Origin of the sequence: Citrobacter meridianamericanus, from assembly GCF_041320245.1 — a bacterium.
GTDB classification, from domain to species: domain Bacteria; phylum Pseudomonadota; class Gammaproteobacteria; order Enterobacterales; family Enterobacteriaceae; genus Citrobacter; species Citrobacter meridianamericanus.
In genome coordinates this window covers 496,058-515,747 of record NZ_CP101036.1, presented here as the reverse complement: position 1 = coordinate 515,747, position 19,690 = coordinate 496,058, and the positions used below count along the sequence as shown (strand labels likewise).

The 19,690-nt window shown below is 52.8% G+C and carries 17 protein-coding genes; 10 read left to right on the top strand and 7 right to left on the bottom strand.

Annotation, left to right across the window (positions count from 1 at the left end):
* Nucleotides 1-75 precede the first annotated feature (75 nt).
* The 6 genes from yhdP to mreB all read right to left on the bottom strand — a co-directional run bounded on the left by yhdP (nucleotide 76) and on the right by mreB (nucleotide 8,671).
* Nucleotides 76-3,876 carry an AsmA2 domain-containing protein YhdP gene (gene yhdP / locus NMD08_RS02490; RefSeq protein ID WP_151217890.1) on the bottom strand — a complete coding sequence of 1,267 codons (3,801 nt, stop codon included), beginning with the start codon at nucleotides 3,874-3,876 and terminating at the stop codon, nucleotides 76-78.
* A gap of 114 nt (nucleotides 3,877-3,990) precedes the next feature.
* Nucleotides 3,991-5,460, bottom strand: coding sequence for a ribonuclease G (gene rng / locus NMD08_RS02485; protein ID WP_187253338.1), 1,470 nt, complete (start codon nucleotides 5,458-5,460; stop codon nucleotides 3,991-3,993).
* Nucleotides 5,450-6,043 (bottom strand): nucleoside triphosphate pyrophosphatase, encoded by a 594-nt coding sequence (locus NMD08_RS02480; protein WP_151217891.1) that lies wholly within the window; start codon nucleotides 6,041-6,043, stop codon nucleotides 5,450-5,452. The genes rng and NMD08_RS02480 overlap by 11 nt, the downstream gene beginning before the upstream one ends.
* A gap of 8 nt (nucleotides 6,044-6,051) precedes the next feature.
* Nucleotides 6,052-6,540, bottom strand: a complete 489-nt coding sequence (gene mreD / locus NMD08_RS02475; RefSeq protein WP_151217892.1) for a rod shape-determining protein MreD — start codon at nucleotides 6,538-6,540, stop codon at nucleotides 6,052-6,054.
* A complete protein-coding gene (gene mreC, locus NMD08_RS02470; RefSeq protein WP_151217893.1) occupies nucleotides 6,541-7,563 on the bottom strand; it encodes a rod shape-determining protein MreC in 1,023 nt (340 codons plus the stop codon). It abuts the gene before it with no gap.
* 64 nt (nucleotides 7,564-7,627) lie between these two features.
* A complete protein-coding gene (mreB, locus tag NMD08_RS02465; protein ID WP_000913396.1) occupies nucleotides 7,628-8,671 on the bottom strand; it encodes a rod shape-determining protein MreB in 1,044 nt (347 codons plus the stop codon).
* Here mreB and NMD08_RS02460 point away from each other — a divergent pair.
* Nucleotides 8,640-8,969, top strand: coding sequence for a hypothetical protein (locus NMD08_RS02460; protein WP_162906143.1), 330 nt, complete (start codon nucleotides 8,640-8,642; stop codon nucleotides 8,967-8,969). The genes mreB and NMD08_RS02460 overlap by 32 nt on opposite strands.
* 8 nt (nucleotides 8,970-8,977) lie before the next feature.
* Here the strand turns inward: NMD08_RS02460 and csrD are convergent, their stop codons facing one another.
* A complete protein-coding gene (gene csrD / locus NMD08_RS02455; RefSeq protein WP_252838706.1) occupies nucleotides 8,978-10,918 on the bottom strand; it encodes an RNase E specificity factor CsrD in 1,941 nt (646 codons plus the stop codon).
* A gap of 225 nt (nucleotides 10,919-11,143) precedes the next feature.
* On the opposite strand from csrD, the gene NMD08_RS02450 reads away from it, so the two are divergent.
* The 9 genes from NMD08_RS02450 (at nucleotide 11,144) to NMD08_RS02410 (ending at nucleotide 19,653) form a co-directional block, all read left to right on the top strand.
* Nucleotides 11,144-12,118 carry an MDR family oxidoreductase gene (locus NMD08_RS02450; RefSeq protein ID WP_151217894.1) on the top strand — a complete coding sequence of 325 codons (975 nt, stop codon included), beginning with the start codon at nucleotides 11,144-11,146 and terminating at the stop codon, nucleotides 12,116-12,118.
* 119 nt (nucleotides 12,119-12,237) lie between these two features.
* Nucleotides 12,238-13,242 (top strand): protein-methionine-sulfoxide reductase catalytic subunit MsrP, encoded by a 1,005-nt coding sequence (gene msrP / locus NMD08_RS02445; protein WP_210905446.1) that lies wholly within the window; start codon nucleotides 12,238-12,240, stop codon nucleotides 13,240-13,242.
* On the top strand, nucleotides 13,243-13,842 hold the full coding sequence (gene msrQ, locus NMD08_RS02440) for a protein-methionine-sulfoxide reductase heme-binding subunit MsrQ (protein WP_151224439.1): 600 nt from the start codon (nucleotides 13,243-13,245) through the stop codon (nucleotides 13,840-13,842).
* Nucleotides 13,843-14,234: 392 nt separating this feature from the next.
* Nucleotides 14,235-14,705 carry an acetyl-CoA carboxylase biotin carboxyl carrier protein gene (gene accB, locus NMD08_RS02435; RefSeq protein ID WP_003025210.1) on the top strand — a complete coding sequence of 157 codons (471 nt, stop codon included), beginning with the start codon at nucleotides 14,235-14,237 and terminating at the stop codon, nucleotides 14,703-14,705.
* Nucleotides 14,706-14,715: 10 nt separating this feature from the next.
* The gene (gene accC, locus NMD08_RS02430; RefSeq protein WP_003025213.1) at nucleotides 14,716-16,065 is read left to right on the top strand and encodes an acetyl-CoA carboxylase biotin carboxylase subunit; all 1,350 of its coding nucleotides are present in this window, start codon (nucleotides 14,716-14,718) and stop codon (nucleotides 16,063-16,065) included.
* 107 nt (nucleotides 16,066-16,172) lie between these two features.
* Nucleotides 16,173-16,415 (top strand): YhdT family protein, encoded by a 243-nt coding sequence (locus NMD08_RS02425; protein ID WP_192466094.1) that lies wholly within the window; start codon nucleotides 16,173-16,175, stop codon nucleotides 16,413-16,415.
* Nucleotides 16,405-17,856 (top strand): sodium/pantothenate symporter, encoded by a 1,452-nt coding sequence (panF, locus tag NMD08_RS02420; RefSeq protein ID WP_151217897.1) that lies wholly within the window; start codon nucleotides 16,405-16,407, stop codon nucleotides 17,854-17,856. The genes NMD08_RS02425 and panF overlap by 11 nt, the downstream gene beginning before the upstream one ends.
* Before the next feature lie 11 nt (nucleotides 17,857-17,867).
* Nucleotides 17,868-18,749 (top strand): 50S ribosomal protein L11 methyltransferase, encoded by an 882-nt coding sequence (gene prmA / locus NMD08_RS02415; RefSeq protein WP_151217898.1) that lies wholly within the window; start codon nucleotides 17,868-17,870, stop codon nucleotides 18,747-18,749.
* A 127-nt stretch (nucleotides 18,750-18,876) separates the two neighbouring features.
* Nucleotides 18,877-19,653: a carbonic anhydrase gene (locus NMD08_RS02410; RefSeq protein WP_252838704.1), complete on the top strand. Its 777-nt coding sequence runs from the start codon at nucleotides 18,877-18,879 to the stop codon at nucleotides 19,651-19,653.
* The last annotated feature ends 37 nt before the right edge of the window (nucleotides 19,654-19,690 follow it).

The following is a 19,690-nucleotide window of genomic DNA, read 5'->3' as shown; positions in this document are numbered from 1 at the left end:
CGTTTTGCTACTCATTAGTTACTGCGGTAGAAGATCTATGTAGTGAGATTGGGGCAATTACTCGCCCCCGTCAAATCATTGCTGGCTTTCTTTGCGCGGCTGACGCAGAACTTCGTTGATCTGTGGCTTATCGATCGGACCAGTGATGCGATAGCGCAGAATCGACACTTTGCTCCACAGCGGTCCCAATACCTTACTGGCAGCAAACACCGCCGCACCAACAATCGGGTTGACGGCAAACGCAGCGGCAACCCCTACGGTGGCAGAAATCTCTGGCGCGACCACCGCTTCCATATTCAACTCCCGGCGTACCAGGTTCACCGAGCCTTTCATCGCAATATCGGCTTCCAGACCGTCCACCAGCGTATCATCAGTATGCATCACGCCATCTTTGATCCACGCCGTGCTGCGAATCGAGTCGAAATAGAAGCCTTCGCTGAAGGTATCGCTGAAATCAAAGCGCAGTTTACGCAGCAACGCATCAAAGCTTAACAGGCGTAACAGTTGTCCCGCATGACCGGTACTGAGTTCTGTAAGCTCACCTTTGCCCAGGCGGGTACGCAAAATGCCATTCAGCGAAGCTAAATCTGGATCCCACGGCGGGTTACGCCAGTGCAGATCGTACTCAACGTTGAACGAAGAGTTGCGAATCGGGGTCGATACGCCAAAGAAGTTGGCCGCGGAGTCAATTTTATTGCCACTCAGTTTACCCTTCAGCGACGTCCGCTCCTTGCCCGGCGCATTCACCCACACGCCGTCGGTGGTCAGTCTGGCAAAACCGGTATCCAACAGGCCGTTACTCAAGGTGAGCGTGTCGCCTTTAATCGCGACATCGGCGTCAATACGACCGTATTTCTGTCCCCACATCCAGCACTCGGCACAGCGTAGTTGAAGATCCGGCCAGCCACGGAAGCTGACGTTGTCGATGGTGGAAAACGGCGAAGCGGGCGTACTATTCGGTGACGGTTTTGCCGCACTTGGGTTGTAATAAAGATACTTAATATTGGCCAGCCACGGCGCGTTATTGCGCATCGCCAGCGTGGCGTTAATTTCGCGGCCCTGCGCCTGCACGGTGGAGCCATTGATTGACGGCTCAGACACAATACTTAAATTATTCCACTGCTGGCCACCCAGGGATAACGCTGGCGTACGTACCGTGATGCGCTGAGGGAAGTTGGCGTTGGTCCCAACGTTATCCGCAGCACCTTTCTGGAACAAAGCCAGCCATTGCGCCCCATCCATAGGGGGAAGATTAAGCTCAATGCCTTGTTGATCGGGTAACGCGGGCACGGTACGGCTTTCCGACGTCCAGATTGCGCGGTCAAGCGTCAGTTTCTGATTCAGCAACCAGCGGCTGTTAAAGTGATTCTTACTGCCCGCGTTGCCGGTCAGATCAAAACTGCGCAGATTGCCGTTGGCCTTAACGTTAACCGGCAACGCCTCACCGGCAGCCTTATTCAGGGGAGAAGGTAAGTGACTACTTACATTCTTCAGGTCGCCTTTTATCTCTATGTCGTAAGTCGGCCCCGCATGATACGGGAGATCGATACCTACCTTGCCATTCCACGCCATGCTGCCGCTTAACGCATCGTTGACCTGCGCCGGTAAAATCCCCATACGGGTTGGCTGCCAGTCACCTTGCAGATTCACGGCTACCTGATAGGCTTTCGCCCCTTCGGTCGTGGAAAAGTCGACGTTCAGCGGCTGATTAAACCAGTTCGCCGTCATCGGCTCGCTCTTTAAATCGCCATTGATAAAGCTGAATTTACCGTTCAAATTCTTCAGCGTGCTGTCGAGCGGTTTAATAAACAGGCTGTTATTACGCAGGTTGACATCACCTTTCGCGGTAACCAGCGAGCCGTCTAGCGGAATATCCAGATGTAAGCGAGCATTCACATCGCCGTCAATCTGCAACTGCTCTAGCGTGGCGCCGAGGGAATCCTTCAGCGGCGTCTCATCAAAATAAGGTCCGACCGCCTTGCCTGGTCCGTTAATATCGGCATCAATCAGCAGTTTTTCTTTGGCATAGTCGGGGATATTGGCCGTCAGATTACTGGCCTTCACGCCGCCCAGATTAACGCTATCCGTCTTCATCCACAGACCGTCGTTAATGAAATTCAGTTCAATATTGAGGTCAGTAAGCGCAGGCCAGTCGGGCTGGAAAGCAAATTTCGCGTTGCGTAGCGGCACCAGGACCTGAAATTGCCCCTCATTATGCAGATACGGGAACAGATGCGGGTTACCGCCATACACCAGCGTGGCGTTATCCGCTTCGCCGCCCTGAATAGCGCCACTGAGGTAGTCAACCAGGTCTTTGCCCATCAGATTTTCCGGGAAGTAGCGCCAGGCTTGGGAGCCGTCGTCGGTGCTGATGCCAGCCAGAATACCTAACCACGGTTCATCTCCAGTGGGTTGCAGATAGCGAAAACCACCGCGCGCACGTACCGCTTTCGCTTTCACATCAATGTTGCGCCCGTCTAACTGAAAGCCTTTCTCATTCTTCAGCCAGCTTAGCGTCGCCACGCCGTTCTCTATTTCCAGCGGTGCGCGGAAAACGGTTTCGTACGGCATTTTAGCTTGCTTCATCGAAGCGGTGAGTGCACCATTTTCAACGCTGCCCGCAAGCGTACCGGAGAAATGCTCAGCCCCTGGTAGCAGCTTCCACTGTTTCCAGGCCAGATTGCTCCACGAGGACTGGAAGCGAGTTTTTTCTGTCGCCTGCAGTGGGATATCCAACGCCAGCACATCTATCTTTCCGCTCGGCTGCGTGGCCCGCCAGATATCACCCAGTGCAGGCGATATCCTGGCCGCCATCGGGCGCAGCCCCTCCAACCCAGCCAATTCCAGGTTACTGGCACGAATGCGTAACTCATCGCTGCGTTTATGATTCTCACCACCGACTTCCTGCTCAGGGACCCAGGCCAGCGTTAATGCCCCGCTCGGCCAGGGTTTATCGTCCATGGTGATACGGGTGTCAGGGATCGAGAATTGCCAGCCCGGTCCTTCATGGGTAATGTGCGCCGTCAGGTTATCGACAGAGAGCGTGTGAGTATGCTCATCACCCAGCCAACTTGCCCCGCCTTTTTTCAGCCAGACATCACCGCCGGAAACGACCCCTTTGCTAATCGTCATCCAGGCTTCCAGGCTGAAACGCGCAGTTTGCAGCGCAACATTATCCTGCATCCATTTACTCAGCCACGGTTTGACGTCGATGTCATCGGCTTGCAGCCAGACCCGACCGTTATTCAACAGCCCGTCATCGTCACGCAAATCCATACGCACCTGCATAACACCGTGCTGCCCGGTCAGACTGGAGAGACTGACCAGGCCCTCTGCACGATGGCGGTTTTTACCGTTCAGCCACGTAAGCTGGGGGATCGCCAGTTCTGCACGCTGGCCAGAGAGGGTTAAGAAACTAATCTGGCTGTCGCGCAGATCGAAATGATCAAACTGACGCAGAAAGAGATCACTGAGGTGGCCGGCTTCAATTCCGTCACCGCTTTCACTGTGCTGGATGGGGGTATTGATGCGCAGTTGCAATTGCCAAAAGGTGAGGTCGCGGAACTGCCAGCGCATGTGCAGTAAGCTTTGCCAGACATCCAACGCTAACGTGACGCGCTTTACCGAAAATTCGCCACCGTCTTTTAGCTGCGCATGGATATCGCGCGCTTCAAGCGTAGGACCGAAATTTTGCCAACTTGCGGAAAGCTCACTGGCGGAAACCGGCAGACCGGTGGCGGATTCAATCTTGCCAAGGATGACAGGCCGCCAACTGTCAAGATGAGGTAGCGCCAGGCGCAGCCCACTGACCAGCAGCGCTGCGATGACAACGAATGCGGCTCCAGTGAGCAGTAATATCCCCGGCAATCGCCTCACGCGCCTCTCCTTGTCTACCAAAAAATGTGACTCACAAAACCGTGTTGCCGGATGGCGGCGTGAACGCCTGCTCCGACCTGCAAGGTATCGCCATCAGGCGTTTACCAGGCCAGATTACATCATGACGACGTCGAACTGCTCCTGGTTATACAGCGGTTCAATTTGAACTTTGACCTGCTTGCCGACAAAGATTTCAACTTCCGCCAACGCATGAGACTCCTCCCCCTTCAGGGCTTCAGCCACCGCCGGAGAGGCATATACCAGGAAACGATCGGATTCATATGCATGGTGAACGCGCACAATTTCACGCATGATTTCATAGCACACGGTTTCCACCGTTTTCACCGTGCCGCGCCCATGGCAGGTCGGACACTCGTTGCACAACACATGTTCCACGCTTTCGCGCGTGCGTTTGCGCGTCATCTCTACCAGACCCAGCTGTGAAAAACCGTTGATGCTGGTTTTTACGCGATCCTTGCTCAGAGCCTGCTCCAGAGAGTGCAGCACCCGGCGACGGTGGTCTTCATTATTCATGTCGATAAAATCGATAATAATAATGCCGCCGAGGTTACGCAGACGCAGCTGACGGGCAATAGCCTGCGTTGCTTCAATATTAGTATTAAAGATAGTGTCGTCGAGATTACGATGCCCAACAAACGCGCCGGTATTAATATCGACGGTGGTCATCGCTTCAGTCTGGTCGATAACCAGATAACCACCTGACTTGAGTTCAACTTTACGCTCCAGCGCACGTTGGATTTCATTCTCAACGTCAAACAGATCAAAGATAGGCTGGCGACCGCTGTAATGCTCAAGCTTACTGGTCATTTCAGGCATATATTCAGCCGTGAATTCCATTAACGCTTCGTACGTCAGGCGAGAGTCGACGCGGATCCGATCAAGCTGGGCGTCAGCAAAATCGCGCAACACGCGCTGCGCGAGCGCCAGCTCACCGTACATTTGATAGCGCGTTTGCGGGCGTTTCTTACGTTCCATGACTTTCGTCCAGACACGCTTCAGGTAGGCAGCATCCGAAGCCAGATCTTCTTCGCAGACGCCTTCTGCCGCCGTACGAATAATGAATCCGCCCTGCTCATCGCAGTAATCCGCCACCACTTTTTTCAGGCGTTCGCGTTCAATTTCGCTTTCGATACGTTGGGAAACGCCAACGTGCGACGCCCCCGGCATAAAGACGAGATAACGGGAAGGCAGCGTGATATCCGTGGTAAGACGGGCGCCTTTAGTACCCAACGGATCTTTTACTACCTGCACCATCAGGTCCTGACCCTGGCGCACCAGTTCAGAGATGTCGCGCACGGTGAACTGTTTTTGTTCTTCACCCGCCACGCATTCGGTGTGCGGCATGATGTCCGAAGCGTGAAGAAATGCGGCTTTATCAAGCCCAATATCTACAAAAGCCGCCTGCATACCCGGAAGTACACGACTTACACGACCTTTGTAGATATTGCCTACGATTCCGCGTCGCGCCTCACGTTCAATATGAATTTCCTGCAGAATACCACCATCAATGTAAGCCACCCGTGTTTCCGATGGCGTTACGTTTACCAACAATTCAGCCGTCATGTTTATCCCTTTTATCACGCAGTGCGTTAAAATTGGTCAGCAACTCATACGTTTCTACCAGCGGTAAGCCGACTACGGCGTGATAGCTGCCATTGATCTTCCTGACAAAACAGCCACCCAACCCTTGAATACCGTATGCACCTGCTTTATCCATTGGTTCACCGCTGGCAACATAACCCGCGATGTCCTCATCGGTTAGTGCTCTGAACGTCACTTCCGTCATCACCAGACAGTCCAGACTGTGCTGGCGGTCGGCCAATGCTACGGCGGTCATGACCTGATGCGTTTTGCCCGACAGTTTACGCAGCATTGCAGCGGCATGGTCGGCGTCATGTGGTTTTTCCAGCACCTCGCCATTAAGGATAACAATGGTATCCGCCCCCAATACCGGCAAATCGCGCGCGGCCAGCGCCACGCCAGCCTGCGCTTTTTCGCGCGCCAGACGCGAAACATACTGCTGCGCACTTTCCTGCGGGTGGCGCTGTTCTTCAATTCCAGGAACCAGCCGTTCAAACGTAACACCAAGCTGAGCAAGCAACTCCTGACGACGTGGAGAACCTGAAGCAAGATACAGAGTATTCATATCAACCTTTATTGCACCGCAAACTGCTGACGGACCTTACGCATCAGTAAGAATAGCCATGGCCAAAGCACACCATTCACTACACTACTCCAGAACACTTCGGGTCTGAAAGAGACATTGATCACTAAAAACTCGGCCCAGAAAACAATAATATCCACGACCAGTGATAACAACATGACTACCAGCGCCTGTTGCCAGAGTGCGAGGTTGCGGAATAGCTGGAATTTCAGCGCGACCAGATAAGCAATGATACTCATCGACAGTGCACGCACGCCAAGGGTGGAACCGCTGATGAGATCCAGTATGGCACCCATCACAAATCCTGTGCCTACATTTACGCGATGCGGCAGCGCAAGGATCCAGTACAACAAGATAAGCAGCACCCAGTTCGGCCGGAAAACCAGAATGTCGTCCGGCCAGGGCATGACTTGCAGCAACAGTGCAATAAGGAACGAGAGCCAAATCACCCAACGTCCCTGGCTACGATAGCTTGCCACTTACTGTCCTCCCGGCTTACGCGGAGCAGGCTGTGGCGATGTGGTATCCGCAGGCGCAGGAGTCACGCCTGTTGCAGGAGCTGGCATGGGCGCAGGCGGTCCCATTGCTTCAGGTGCAGGCAGAACTTGCGGCATCATTTGCATCAGACGTTCATTGGCAACACGGTGCACTTCTTCTGGCGTCATCGGATTTGCGCCATTGCGATCGGCGCCCCACAACAGCAGCAGATAGCGCAGACGCTGCAGACCGGCAGTCGGGCGCGCCTGAATCACGGTATATGCGCGCTGCGTGTCCAGCTTAACCGATGAAACGACACCGACCGGATAACCTTCAGGGAAACGTCCGCCCAGGCCCGAGGTAACCAGCACATCGCCAACGCGAATGTCGGTATTGGCCGGCAGATGTTCGAGCTGAAGATCGTCGGTGCAGCCGTTACCCGCAGCGATCACGCGAATATCATTACGCAGGACCTGGATCGGTAGTGCATGCGTCGCGTCGCAAATCAGCAGCACGCGGCTGGTCAGTTTAGCCACAGCAACGACCTGACCCACAACGCCTTTGTCGCTAATAACCGGCTGACCTTCATAGACGCCGTTAACGCTCCCTTTGTCGATCACGACCTGATCGCTGTAAGGGTCATTAACCGTTGAGATGACCTGCGTCACCATCTTTTGTTCGTCCTGACGTAGCGGCGATCCCAGCAGCTCGCGCAATCGCGCGTTCTCCTGTTTATATTGCCCCAACATCAGCAGCTCGCTGTTTTTCAGCAGCAGTTCCTGACGCAACGCCCGGTTTTCAAGTTCGAGTTGATCGCGCGAAGCCAGCGTTTGTGAAACGCCGTCGAGTAATTCACGGGGAGCATTTGAGATAAAGTAGAAAGGACTGACGGCGGTATCCATGTACGTTCGGATTTGACTAAACGTACCCAGGCGGCTGTCGGCAATAATAACGCCGAGCGCCACCAGCACCGCCAGAATAAGGCGAATCTGTAGCGACGGGCCACGGCTAAAAATTGGCTTCATAGTCTATGCGTATTCTCGTATCAGAGCGGAAGGGCAACCCGCGGGCTACCCAGCCTGCATCCGATTACTCTTCGCTGAACAGGTCGCCGCCGTGCATATCGATCATTTCCAGCGCCTTGCCACCACCGCGCGCCACGCAGGTCAGCGGATCTTCAGCAACAACAACTGGAATACCGGTTTCTTCCATTAACAGACGGTCAAGGTTACGCAGCAGCGCGCCACCACCGGTCAGCACCATGCCGCGTTCAGAGATATCAGACGCCAGCTCTGGCGGGCACTGTTCCAGTGCAACCATTACCGCGCTTACGATACCGGTCAGAGGTTCCTGCAGGGCTTCCAGAATCTCGTTGGAGTTCAGGGTAAAGCCGCGTGGAACACCTTCTGCCAGGTTACGACCGCGAACTTCGATCTCGCGGACTTCGTCGCCCGGATAGGCGGAACCGATTTCGTGTTTAATACGTTCTGCGGTGGCTTCACCGATCAAAGAACCGTAGTTACGACGAACATAATTAATGATGGCTTCATCAAAGCGGTCACCACCAATACGAACAGAAGAGGAGTAAACCACGCCGTTCAGGGAGATAACGGCAACTTCAGTCGTACCACCACCGATATCCACAACCATAGAACCGGTTGCTTCAGAAACTGGCAGACCGGCACCGATCGCAGCCGCCATCGGCTCTTCGATCAGAAAGACTTCACGGGCACCAGCGCCCTGTGCGGATTCACGGATCGCACGGCGTTCAACCTGCGTTGCTCCAACCGGTACACACACCAGTACGCGCGGGCTTGGGCGCATGAAGCTATTGCTGTGCACTTGTTTGATAAAGTGCTGGAGCATTTTTTCAGTCACGAAGAAGTCAGCGATAACGCCGTCTTTCATTGGGCGAATTGCAGCAATATTGCCCGGCGTACGACCCAGCATCTGCTTCGCATCATGACCTACTGCAGCCACGCTTTTCGGCGAACCGGCACGATCCTGACGAATGGCCACAACAGAAGGCTCATTCAATACGATGCCTTGTCCTTTTACATAAATAAGGGTATTCGCGGTACCCAGGTCAATGGACAGGTCATTGGAAAACATGCCACGAAATTTTTTCAACATACTAAGGGATAATCCTGAAAGCTGGGGCGGAAAACAAAATCCGCTTACTTTACCAACCACACGCAGCAGCGACAAGGCGCAAAAATCATCTGCTACGGTGAAAATTAGTGCAGTTCGTTTCCTTTGTTACAAAACCGGCCTGAGTCCATCAGGGCTGAATAAATCAGCAGCACTCCTCGCTTTTGTTTGCAACCTGTCAAAGGTCATTCACCTGCATGTTTGCTGTTACAACCTGGCGAGCAGACAAGCACACCCCCAGAAGGCACAGCGCGCGTTATTCTACGTGAAAACAAATTAAACGGCAGGTTAAACCGAGTATCTTTGCGAATATTTTTTCACGTTAGTGTCAAGTGGCTGTGATGCGGCAAAAAAATCCCCTTGCCCACCAGAAACTCCACGTTCCGTCAGCGTGTGCCACTCACTACGCGAACGAACGCCCGTGGCGTAAACCTGCGTTGGTGTTCCTGAACAGGCCTCTACCAGGCTTTGAACCAGCAGCTGGTTTTCCGTTCGTTTATCAATATTCCTCACCAGGCTTGGATGTAGCTTCAATAACTCAACGTTAAGCTCCTTGATCCAACTGGTACTCACCAGCGTTAAGCCCGCCTGCGTCACAGCGATTCGCACACCCAGCGCCCCCATCAATCTGATGACGGGTTGTAACCGGCTGATATGTTGACAGACATCTGCCTCCGCAAGTTCAATAATTATGCGTTTGCGTAATGATTTTTCGCACTGCATCAGCGTATCACGTAGCCAGCGCTGAAAACGCGGGCGAATGAGTGATTCAACCGTTGTCTGCATCGCCAGACTTTCCTGCGGCCAGTACCCCAACAGCAGGATCAAACGGCTGATTTGCAGACGGTCATACTCTTCAGCTAGGCCAAACTGCAGCACCATCGGCATATATTCCGCCGAAATAACCTCTTCGCTGCCATCAAAAATACGGCACATCAGTTCCCGATGATGTACTCGTCCTTCACGCGTTACCGCAGGCTTTTGATAAATTCTCGGCCCGCCCCGACTGAGCATCTGTTCGATTAGCGTTCGCCAGCGTACGTTGCCCCGACCTTTTTCCGGCAGTGAATCATCATAGACCGACCAGCTGTTCCCACCCTGTAATACCGAATTCCGCGTGGCGGCTTCGGCATGATCCATCACTTGTTCTGTCGACTGCCCGCTGCGACAAACACAAATGCCGATATGAATCATATCGGCACGATCGATCATTTTATTAGCCGGAAGCGCGTCCACCGCTTTTAATAATTGCCCCGCGATGCTTTCCGCCTCTTTCAACGTGCGGTGCGGCAGCAGGATGGCAAAATCGCTACGGTGGTAGCGCGCCAGCAACGCGCCTGGATAGCGCGTCATAAAAGTCGACAATAAATTGATGAGCATTGAAATTTGTTCTTCCGCGAGGGTAATTCCCCAGCTATCGCGCAGCAGCGTAAAGTCTGGAAGGCGCACCATCATCACGACGCCATGCGATCCCACTTTTTCCTGATCTTCCAGTAGCGTTGCCAGTTGGTTATCAAAGAACAAGCGGTTACTCAGCCCGGTTTTTGTATCCTGCGCCACATAGGAACGAATCAGTGTATCGAGGCGACTGCGTTGTTCGCGAGCATTTTGAATCTCGGCCAGGAGCATATCGAGCGCGCTACTGGTACGTGCTGGCCATTCATAGACCGTTCCCCGCACGTTCGGTCCACGTTCACCATTCAGAATGCGCGTTGAACGAATCTCCAGCAGCTCTTGCCCTGAAAGCTGACGCTGAAGCCAGCGCACCGACAAAAAGAGCATAAGTATAATGAAAGCAATCGCCAGCGTGAGCGGTGCGGTGGTCAGCAGCGAATGGAAATAGTTACCCATCGGATCCTGATAAACCAGACGCAGCGACATACCCGGGTTCTTGATCAACGGGACGGTGATATCGCGATAGAGATTATTTGTCCCCGCCGGGCGATAGCTGCTGGTGCGAGAGTGCTCATACACCACGTGCTCGCCCTGCATCAGTTGTATACGCACGATATCAACCGAAACCATCAGTTCATCGATTTGCGGGGTTAACGCAACGACATCGCGGGAGACAAGTTGAGTATCAATCGCCGTCGCCACCCCCTGAACACGGGTGGTGAACTTATATTGAACTGCGTTGTAGAAACTCAGCGAGCAGCCGATGAGAGTTACGAAAATCGTTAACCCAGTAAGCAGCGTGACAAAAGCTGAAAATTTCGTCGTTAATCGCATCCTTGTGTTAACTCCGACAGTTATGAAACAGGTATGAAAGTGATAAAGCGACGCGCAAATGCAAAGCTGAACGCAAAATCCGTCCATTTATACAAACAGTGTGGGCATACTACCAAATCAGGTATATCTGGCAATTTATTGCGCAGAATCGGCATCATGTTTTGATTAGCGAGTATAGTCTTCATAATTAATTTTCCAATCCACCAGACGAATTGAGGACAGGTTATGCAGGCTTTGATCTTAGAACAGCAGGACGGAAAAACCCTCGCATCCGTTCAACCCCTCGACGAAAATCAGCTACCGGAAGGCGATGTGACGGTGGATATCCACTGGTCAAGCCTGAACTACAAAGACGCCCTGGCTATCACTGGCAAGGGTAAAATCATTCGTAATTTTCCGATGATTCCTGGTATCGATTTCGCCGGTACCGTTCGCGCAAGCGAAGATCCCCGTTTTCATGCAGGTCAGGAAGTTTTGCTGACCGGCTGGGGCGTGGGTGAAAATCATTGGGGTGGACTGGCAGAACGCGCACGCGTGAAAGGCGACTGGCTGGTTGCGCTGCCAAAAGGGCTGGACGGACGTAAAGCCATGGTCATCGGTACCGCCGGTTTTACCGCCATGCTGTGCGTCATGGCGCTGGAAGATGCCGGCATCCGCCCGCAAGACGGTGAGATTGTTGTCACCGGCGCCAGTGGCGGCGTGGGCAGCACGGCCATTGCGTTACTGCATAAGCTGGGTTATCAGGTTGCGGCGGTTTCGGGTCGCGAAAGCACCCACGACTACCTGAAAAGCCTGGGCGCTAGCCGTATTCTTGGTCGCGATGAGTTTGCAGAATCACGCCCGCTGGAAAAACAACTGTGGGCTGGTGCAGTTGATACGGTTGGTGACAAAGTCCTGGCGAAAGTACTGGCACAGATGAACTACGGCGGCTGCGTTGCCGCCTGTGGCCTGGCAGGCGGTTTTACTCTGCCGACTACGGTGATGCCGTTCATTCTGCGTAACGTTCGTTTGCAAGGGGTAGACTCAGTGATGACTCCGCCGGAACGGCGTGCACAAGCCTGGGCGCGACTGGTGAAGGATTTGCCGGAATCGTTCTATGCTCAGGCCGCCACGGAAATTACGCTGGCAGATGCACCGAAGTTCGCCGATGCCATCATCAATAACCAGGTGCAAGGCCGTACGCTGGTGAAAGTGAAGTAATAGACCGTGGCGCAGAAATTTACACTTAATTAACCAAATTTCACGGCATATCTTCAGACTCCCTGCCATATTAACTACGCGTCCCCTGTCAGTTATGACGCGTAAGCCGGGAGTCTGTTATGAAGAAATTACGTCCATTTACAGAAGCCGACGTCACTGACGAGTCGGCTTTTTTTATGCAGCGCCGCCAGGTTCTGAAAGCATTAGGGATCAGCGCTGCCGCGTTGTCTTTGCCCCTCTCTGCGCAGGCCGATCTTCTTAGCTGGTTTAAGGGCAACGATCGCCCTCCAGCACCCGCAGGTAAGCCGCTTGATTACAGTAAGCCCGCCGTCTGGCAAAATTCGCTTCCTTTAACGCCTGCGGATAAGGTTTCTGGCTACAACAACTTCTACGAGTTCGGTCTCGATAAGGCGGATCCGGCAGCCAATGCTGGCAGCCTGAAAACCGATCCGTGGACGTTGCAAATCAGTGGCGAGGTGGCAAAACCACTCACCCTCGATCACGATGCACTAACCGCCCGTTTCCCGCTGGAAGAACGGATTTATCGGATGCGCTGCGTGGAAGCCTGGTCAATGGTCGTGCCGTGGATTGGGTTTCCGTTACATAAACTGCTGGCACAGGTTGAACCGACCGGCAACGCAAAGTATGTTGCGTTCGAAACGCGCTACGCGCCGGATGAAATGCCAGGACAAAAGGATCGCTTTATTGGCGGCGGGCTGAAGTATCCCTATGTTGAAGGGCTGCGTCTGGATGAAGCGATGCATCCACTCACACTGCTCACCGTAGGGGTTTATGGTAAGGCCCTTCCCCCACAAAATGGCGCGCCCATCCGCCTGATTGTGCCGTGGAAATACGGATTTAAAGGCATTAAGTCGATCGTGAGTATTAAACTCACCCGCGAACGTCCCCCGACCACCTGGAACCTGGCTGCCCCCAACGAATACGGGTTTTATGCCAACGTTAATCCGCATGTCGATCATCCCCGCTGGTCCCAGGCCACAGAGCGTTTTATTGGCGCAGGCGGTATTCTGGACGTTCAGCGCCAGCCCACGCTGCTGTTTAACGGTTACGCCGACGAAGTCGCTTCGCTGTATCGAGGACTTAATCTGCAGGAGAATTTTTAAGTGCGCCTGACTGCAAAGCACATTACCGGGCTGAAAGTTTGCCTGCATCTTGCAGGCTTTTTACCGTTTGTCTGGCTATTTTGGGCGGTAAACCACGGTGGACTGAGCGCCGACCCGGTCAAAGATATCCAGCACTTTACCGGTAGGACAGCTCTGAAATTCTTGTTGGCGACCTTGCTGGTCTCTCCACTCGCGCGCTACGCTAAACAGCCATTATTGATACGCACGCGTCGCCTGTTAGGGCTATGGTGTTTCGCCTGGGCGACATTGCATTTAACCAGCTATGCGCTCCTGGAGTTGGGTATTAATAATCTGACGTTGTTAGGGCGGGAGTTAATCACGCGACCTTACTTGATGCTGGGCATTGTCAGTTGGGTGATCTTATTCACCCTCACCTTAACGTCCACGCAGGCGGCACAGCGAAAGCTGGGGAAAAAATGGCAGTATCTGCACAACTTCGTCTATCTTGTGGCGATTCTGGCACCCATACATTATCTGTGGTCGGTAAAAATTATCTCCCCTCAACCGATTATTTATGCCGCACTCGCGGCGGTGCTGTTAGCCTGCCGCTACAAGAAGTTTCGCCAGTGGTGGCGGTAGTTTCACGATATGTGCAGTACGTTGCAAAATGCGGACGATCCGATTTTCTTTACATGTTAACGGTTGATTATCTTCCCTGATAAGACCAGTATTTAGCTGCCAATTGCTACGAAATAGTTATAATGTGCGACTTTGCTATCCCCGGTAGCGTTTTTACGGCGTGGAAAGGGTGACATTCGCATATTGAAGGTATATTTTGTCTTTTACCCGAAAATGGCAGAAGATAGCCGCACAATGACTAACAAGTCTGGCAATCTCATATAATGGCCGCAGCACCCAGTGCAACGCCTGAGATGCGTGGCATCTTGTCACTCACTGTTATAAAAATGCTATACAGACGGCGGTAAAACGCTTGTCACAATCTCACTAAACAAAGAGTACGGAACCCACTCATGGATATTCGTAAGATTAAAAAACTGATCGAGCTGGTTGAAGAATCAGGCATCTCCGAACTGGAAATTTCTGAAGGCGAAGAGTCTGTACGCATCAGCCGTGCAGCGCCAGCTGCAAGTTTTCCAATGATGCAACAAGCTTATGCTGCACCAGTGATGCAGCAGCCAGCTCTGTCTAACGCTGTCGCACAAACTGCCTCTCCAAGTATGGAAGCTCCGGCAGCAGCGGAAATCAGTGGTCACATCGTACGCTCCCCAATGGTTGGTACGTTCTACCGCACCCCGAGCCCGGATGCTAAAGCGTTCATCGAGATCGGCCAGAAAGTGAATGCGGGCGATACCCTGTGCATCGTTGAAGCCATGAAAATGATGAACCAGATCGAAGCCGACAAATCCGGCGTAGTTAAAGCGATTCTGGTAGAAAGCGGTCAACCGGTAGAATTTGACGAGCCGCTGGTCGTCATCGAATAACGAGGCGAACATGTTGGATAAAATTGTTATCGCCAACCGCGGCGAGATTGCCTTGCGTATTCTTCGTGCCTGTAAAGAACTGGGCATCAAGACTGTCGCGGTGCATTCAAGCGCGGATCGCGATTTAAAACACGTATTGCTGGCGGATGAGACGGTCTGTATTGGCCCGGCTGCGTCCGTAAAAAGCTATCTGAACATTCCGGCTATCATTAGCGCTGCTGAAATCACTGGCGCGGTGGCAATTCACCCGGGTTATGGCTTCCTCTCTGAGAACGCCAACTTTGCTGAGCAGGTAGAACGTTCCGGCTTTATCTTCATCGGTCCGAAAGCCGACACAATCCGCCTGATGGGCGACAAAGTGTCTGCGATCACCGCCATGAAGAAAGCTGGCGTACCGACAGTACCAGGCTCTGATGGCCCGCTGGGCGATGACATGGACGCTAACCGCGCTCATGCTAAACGCATCGGTTATCCGGTTATCATCAAAGCCTCCGGCGGCGGCGGCGGTCGCGGTATGCGCGTCGTACGTAGCGATGCCGAACTGGCACAATCCATCTCCATGACCAAAGCGGAAGCGAAAGCGGCTTTCAACAACGATATGGTTTACATGGAGAAGTACCTGGAAAACCCACGCCATATCGAAATCCAGGTGCTGGCAGACGGTCAGGGTAACGCGATTTATCTGGCTGAGCGTGACTGTTCCATGCAGCGTCGTCACCAGAAAGTCGTCGAAGAAGCACCAGCACCGGGCATTACCCCGGAACTGCGTCGCTACATCGGTGAGCGTTGCGCCAAAGCGTGTGTTGATATCGGCTATCGTGGCGCGGGTACTTTCGAGTTTCTGTTCGAAAACGGTGAGTTCTACTTCATTGAGATGAACACCCGTATTCAGGTTGAACACCCGGTTACCGAAATGATCACCGGCGTTGACCTGATCAAAGAGCAGCTGCGTATCGCTGCGGGACAACCGCTGTCCATCAAGCAGGATGAAGTTGTGGTTAAAGGCCATGCGGTTGAATGCCGTATCAACGCCGAAGACCCGAACACCTTCCTGCCAAGCCCGGGTAAAATCACGCGTTTCCACGCGCCGGGCGGATTTGGTGTGCGCTGGGAGTCTCATATTTACGCAGGCTACACAGTACCTCCGTACTATGACTCAATGATCGGGAAGCTCATTTGCTACGGTGAAAACCGCGACGTAGCAATCGCCCGTATGAAAAACGCATTGCAGGAACTGATCATCGACGGTATCAAAACCAACGTTGATCTGCAGATCCGCATCATGAATGACGAGCACTTCCAGCATGGTGGAACCAATATCCACTATCTGGAGAAAAAACTCGGACTCCAGGAAAAGTAAGCATGCGTTAACCGAAAAGGCCGGAAATTCCGGCCTTTTGTTTTTCTCCCCTCCCGTACGCGCCATAAGGTACAATCCCCGCTTTCTTTATCTACAAGGGACAAAAAATGGACGCTCGTTTTGTTCAGGCCCATAAAGAGGCGCGCTGGGCGCTGTGGCTGACCCTTTTATATCTTGCCACATGGTTAGTGGCCGCTTACTTACCAGATTCCACGCTCGGCTTTACCGGCTTACCGCACTGGTTCGAAATGGCCTGCCTGCTAACGCCGCTGGTTTTCATCGTACTGTGCTGGGCGATGGTGAAGTTTATCTATCGCGACATTTCGTTGGAGGATGACGATGCAGCTTGAAGTTATTTTGCCGCTGGTCGCCTATCTGTTGGTGGTCTTCGGTCTCTCTGTTTACGCCATGCGTAAGAGAGCGACCGGTACTTTCCTGAACGAATATTTCCTCGGCAGCCGCTCGATGGGTGGGGTCGTGTTAGCCATGACGCTAACGGCAACCTACATTAGCGCCAGTTCGTTTATTGGCGGCCCTGGCGCGGCTTACAAATACGGATTGGGATGGGTGCTGTTGGCAATGATCCAGTTGCCTGCCGTGTGGCTCTCTTTGGGGATTCTCGGGAAGAAATTCGCCATTCTGGCGCGCCGCTATAATGCCGTTACCCTTAACGACATGCTGTTTGCCCGCTACCAGAGTCGTCTACTGGTGTGGCTGGCAAGCCTGAGCCTGCTGGTCGCGTTTGTTGGAGCAATGACCGTACAGTTTATTGGCGGCGCACGATTGCTGGAAACCGCAGCGGGCATTCCTTACGAAACCGGTCTGCTGATCTTTGGCGTCAGTATCGCATTGTATACTGCGTTCGGCGGATTTCGTGCCAGCGTACTGAACGATACCATGCAAGGCATGGTAATGCTGATTGGTACTATCGTGCTGCTGATCGGCGTCGTTCATGCCGCCGGTGGCCTTAGCAATGCAGTGGTAACCCTACAGACCATCGACCCGAAACTGGTCTCACCGCAGGGTGCGGATGACATTCTGTCACCCACGTTTATGACCTCATTTTGGGTATTGGTGTGTTTTGGCGTAATTGGCCTGCCGCATACGGCAGTACGCTGTATCTCCTATAAAGACAGCAAAGCGGTCCACCGCGGAATTATCATCGGCACCATCGTAGTGGCGATCCTGATGTTTGGTATGCATCTGGCAGGTGCATTAGGACGGGCGGTAATCCCTGATCTGACGGTACCGGATCTGGTTATCCCGACCCTGATGGTAAAAGTGTTGCCACCGGTAGCTGCCGGGATCTTCCTTGCGGCTCCCATGGCCGCGATCATGTCGACGATCAATGCCCAATTGCTGCAAAGTTCCGCTACGATCATTAAGGATCTGTACCTGAACCTTCGTCCGGAACAGCTTAAAAATGAAACCCGGCTGAAGCGCATGTCGGCCGTGATTACCCTGCTGCTCGGTGCGTTACTGCTGCTGGCTGCCTGGAAACCGCCAGAGATGATTATCTGGCTTAACCTACTGGCGTTTGGCGGGTTGGAAGCCGTCTTCCTGTGGCCGCTGGTGCTGGGCCTGTACTGGGAACGAGCAAATGCTGCTGGCGCATTGAGTGCGATGATTGTCGGCGGCGTGCTTTATGCCGTACTCGCGACCTTTAACGTTCAGTACCTGGGATTTCATCCGATTGTGCCTTCGTTACTGATAAGCTTGCTGGCTTTCCTGATCGGTAACCGTTTCGGTTCCACCGTCCCGCAAGCTGCCATATTGACTACTGATAAATAAAGAGTTTTGCCATGCCATGGATCCAACTAAAACTGAACACGACCGGTGCCAACGCTGAAGAGTTAAGCGATGCGCTGATGGAAGCGGGCTCCGTTTCCATTACTTTCCAGGATACGCATGATACGCCGGTATTTGAGCCTCTGCCGGGCGAAACTCGCCTGTGGGGTGATACCGATGTTATCGGCTTGTTCGACGCAGAAACCGACATGAAAGAAGTCGTTGCCATCCTGGAACAGCATCCGCTGCTGGGTGAAGGTTTCGCGCATAAAATAGAACAGCTTGAAGATAAAGACTGGGAACGCGAATGGATGGATAACTTCCACCCGATGCGTTTTGGTGAACGCTTGTGGATTTGCCCGAGCTGGCGCGATGTCCCGGATGAGAATGCCGTCAACGTAATGCTGGACCCGGGTCTGGCGTTTGGTACAGGTACTCATCCAACCACTTCGCTGTGCCTGCAATGGCTGGACGGTCTCGATCTAAACGGCAAAACGGTTATCGACTTTGGTTGCGGCTCAGGCATTCTAGCGATTGCGGCCCTGAAGCTGGGCGCAGCGAAAGCCATCGGTGTCGATATCGATCCGCAAGCAATTCAGGCCAGCCGTGATAACGCTCAACGGAATGGTGTTTCTGAGCGTCTTGAGCTTTATCTACCGAAAGACCAGCCAGAAGCGATGAAAGCCGACGTGGTGGTCGCTAACATCCTCGCGGGTCCATTACGTGAACTGGCGCCGTTAATCAGCGTACTGCCCGTTGAGGGCGGTTTACTGGGGCTTTCTGGCATTCTTGCCAGTCAGGCGGAAAGCGTCTGTGAGGCCTATGCCGATCTCTTTACGCTCGATCCGGTTATCGAGAAAGAAGAATGGTGCCGCATTACCGGTAAGAAAAAATAATCCCTTCCGGCGTGGTTATCTGACCACGCCATTTTCAGACAATTGACCAGCACAGCGATACCTCTCCTCGATATACAATATTTAATTGATTTTGTTAATTTTTATATTGTTTTCGTTGAGTGTACGTATGCATTTCTATCGTTTTACAACAACTTTACTAACAGCATGCTTGATGCCCCTGACAACGCTTGCCGCATCATGGGGATATATCGGAGAGACCGGCCCTGCACGGTGGGGAGAAATTAGCAGTGAGTATGCAACGTGCCAAACTGGAATAAATCAATCACCCATTGATATCCAGACCGCCACAACCAATAAACTCAGCCTTCCTGCGCTCAACATACAATACGTCGATGGCCCGACAAGATTTCGTAGCATCAACCATACGCTGCAGGGAACAATGAGTCCCTATACTTCAAACTCTATTAATGTTGATGAAAAAATTTATTATCTGAAACAATTAGATTTTCACGCACCGAGCGAACATACCCTCAACGGAAAAAACTATCCTCTGGAGCTGCAGTTAGTCCACAAAAACCAACACGGAGACATCGCCATCGTAGCGGTCATGTTTGATGTCGATGAACCTAACCAGGCGATTCAAAATCTGTGGGAATCCTTTCCAACCATGAAGGACAATAGCATGCCCATTTTTTCGCCAGTCAATATCAACCACCTTTTACCCGATGATAAATCCTACTGGCGTTATAGCGGTTCGCTAACTACTCCTCCCTGCACTGAAGGCGTGACCTGGACTGTACTGAAAACGCCAGTTACCCTTTCCGCCGACCAGTTGGATAAATTTCACTACATTGTTGGGTCTGCGAATAATCGCCCGCTGCAGCCGCTGAATGAACGCAAAATTGAGGAAAGCAATTCCGGGGATACCGAGATCCTGTACTAAAATGAGGTAGCGATCACACAATGGTGAGGTTATTTGC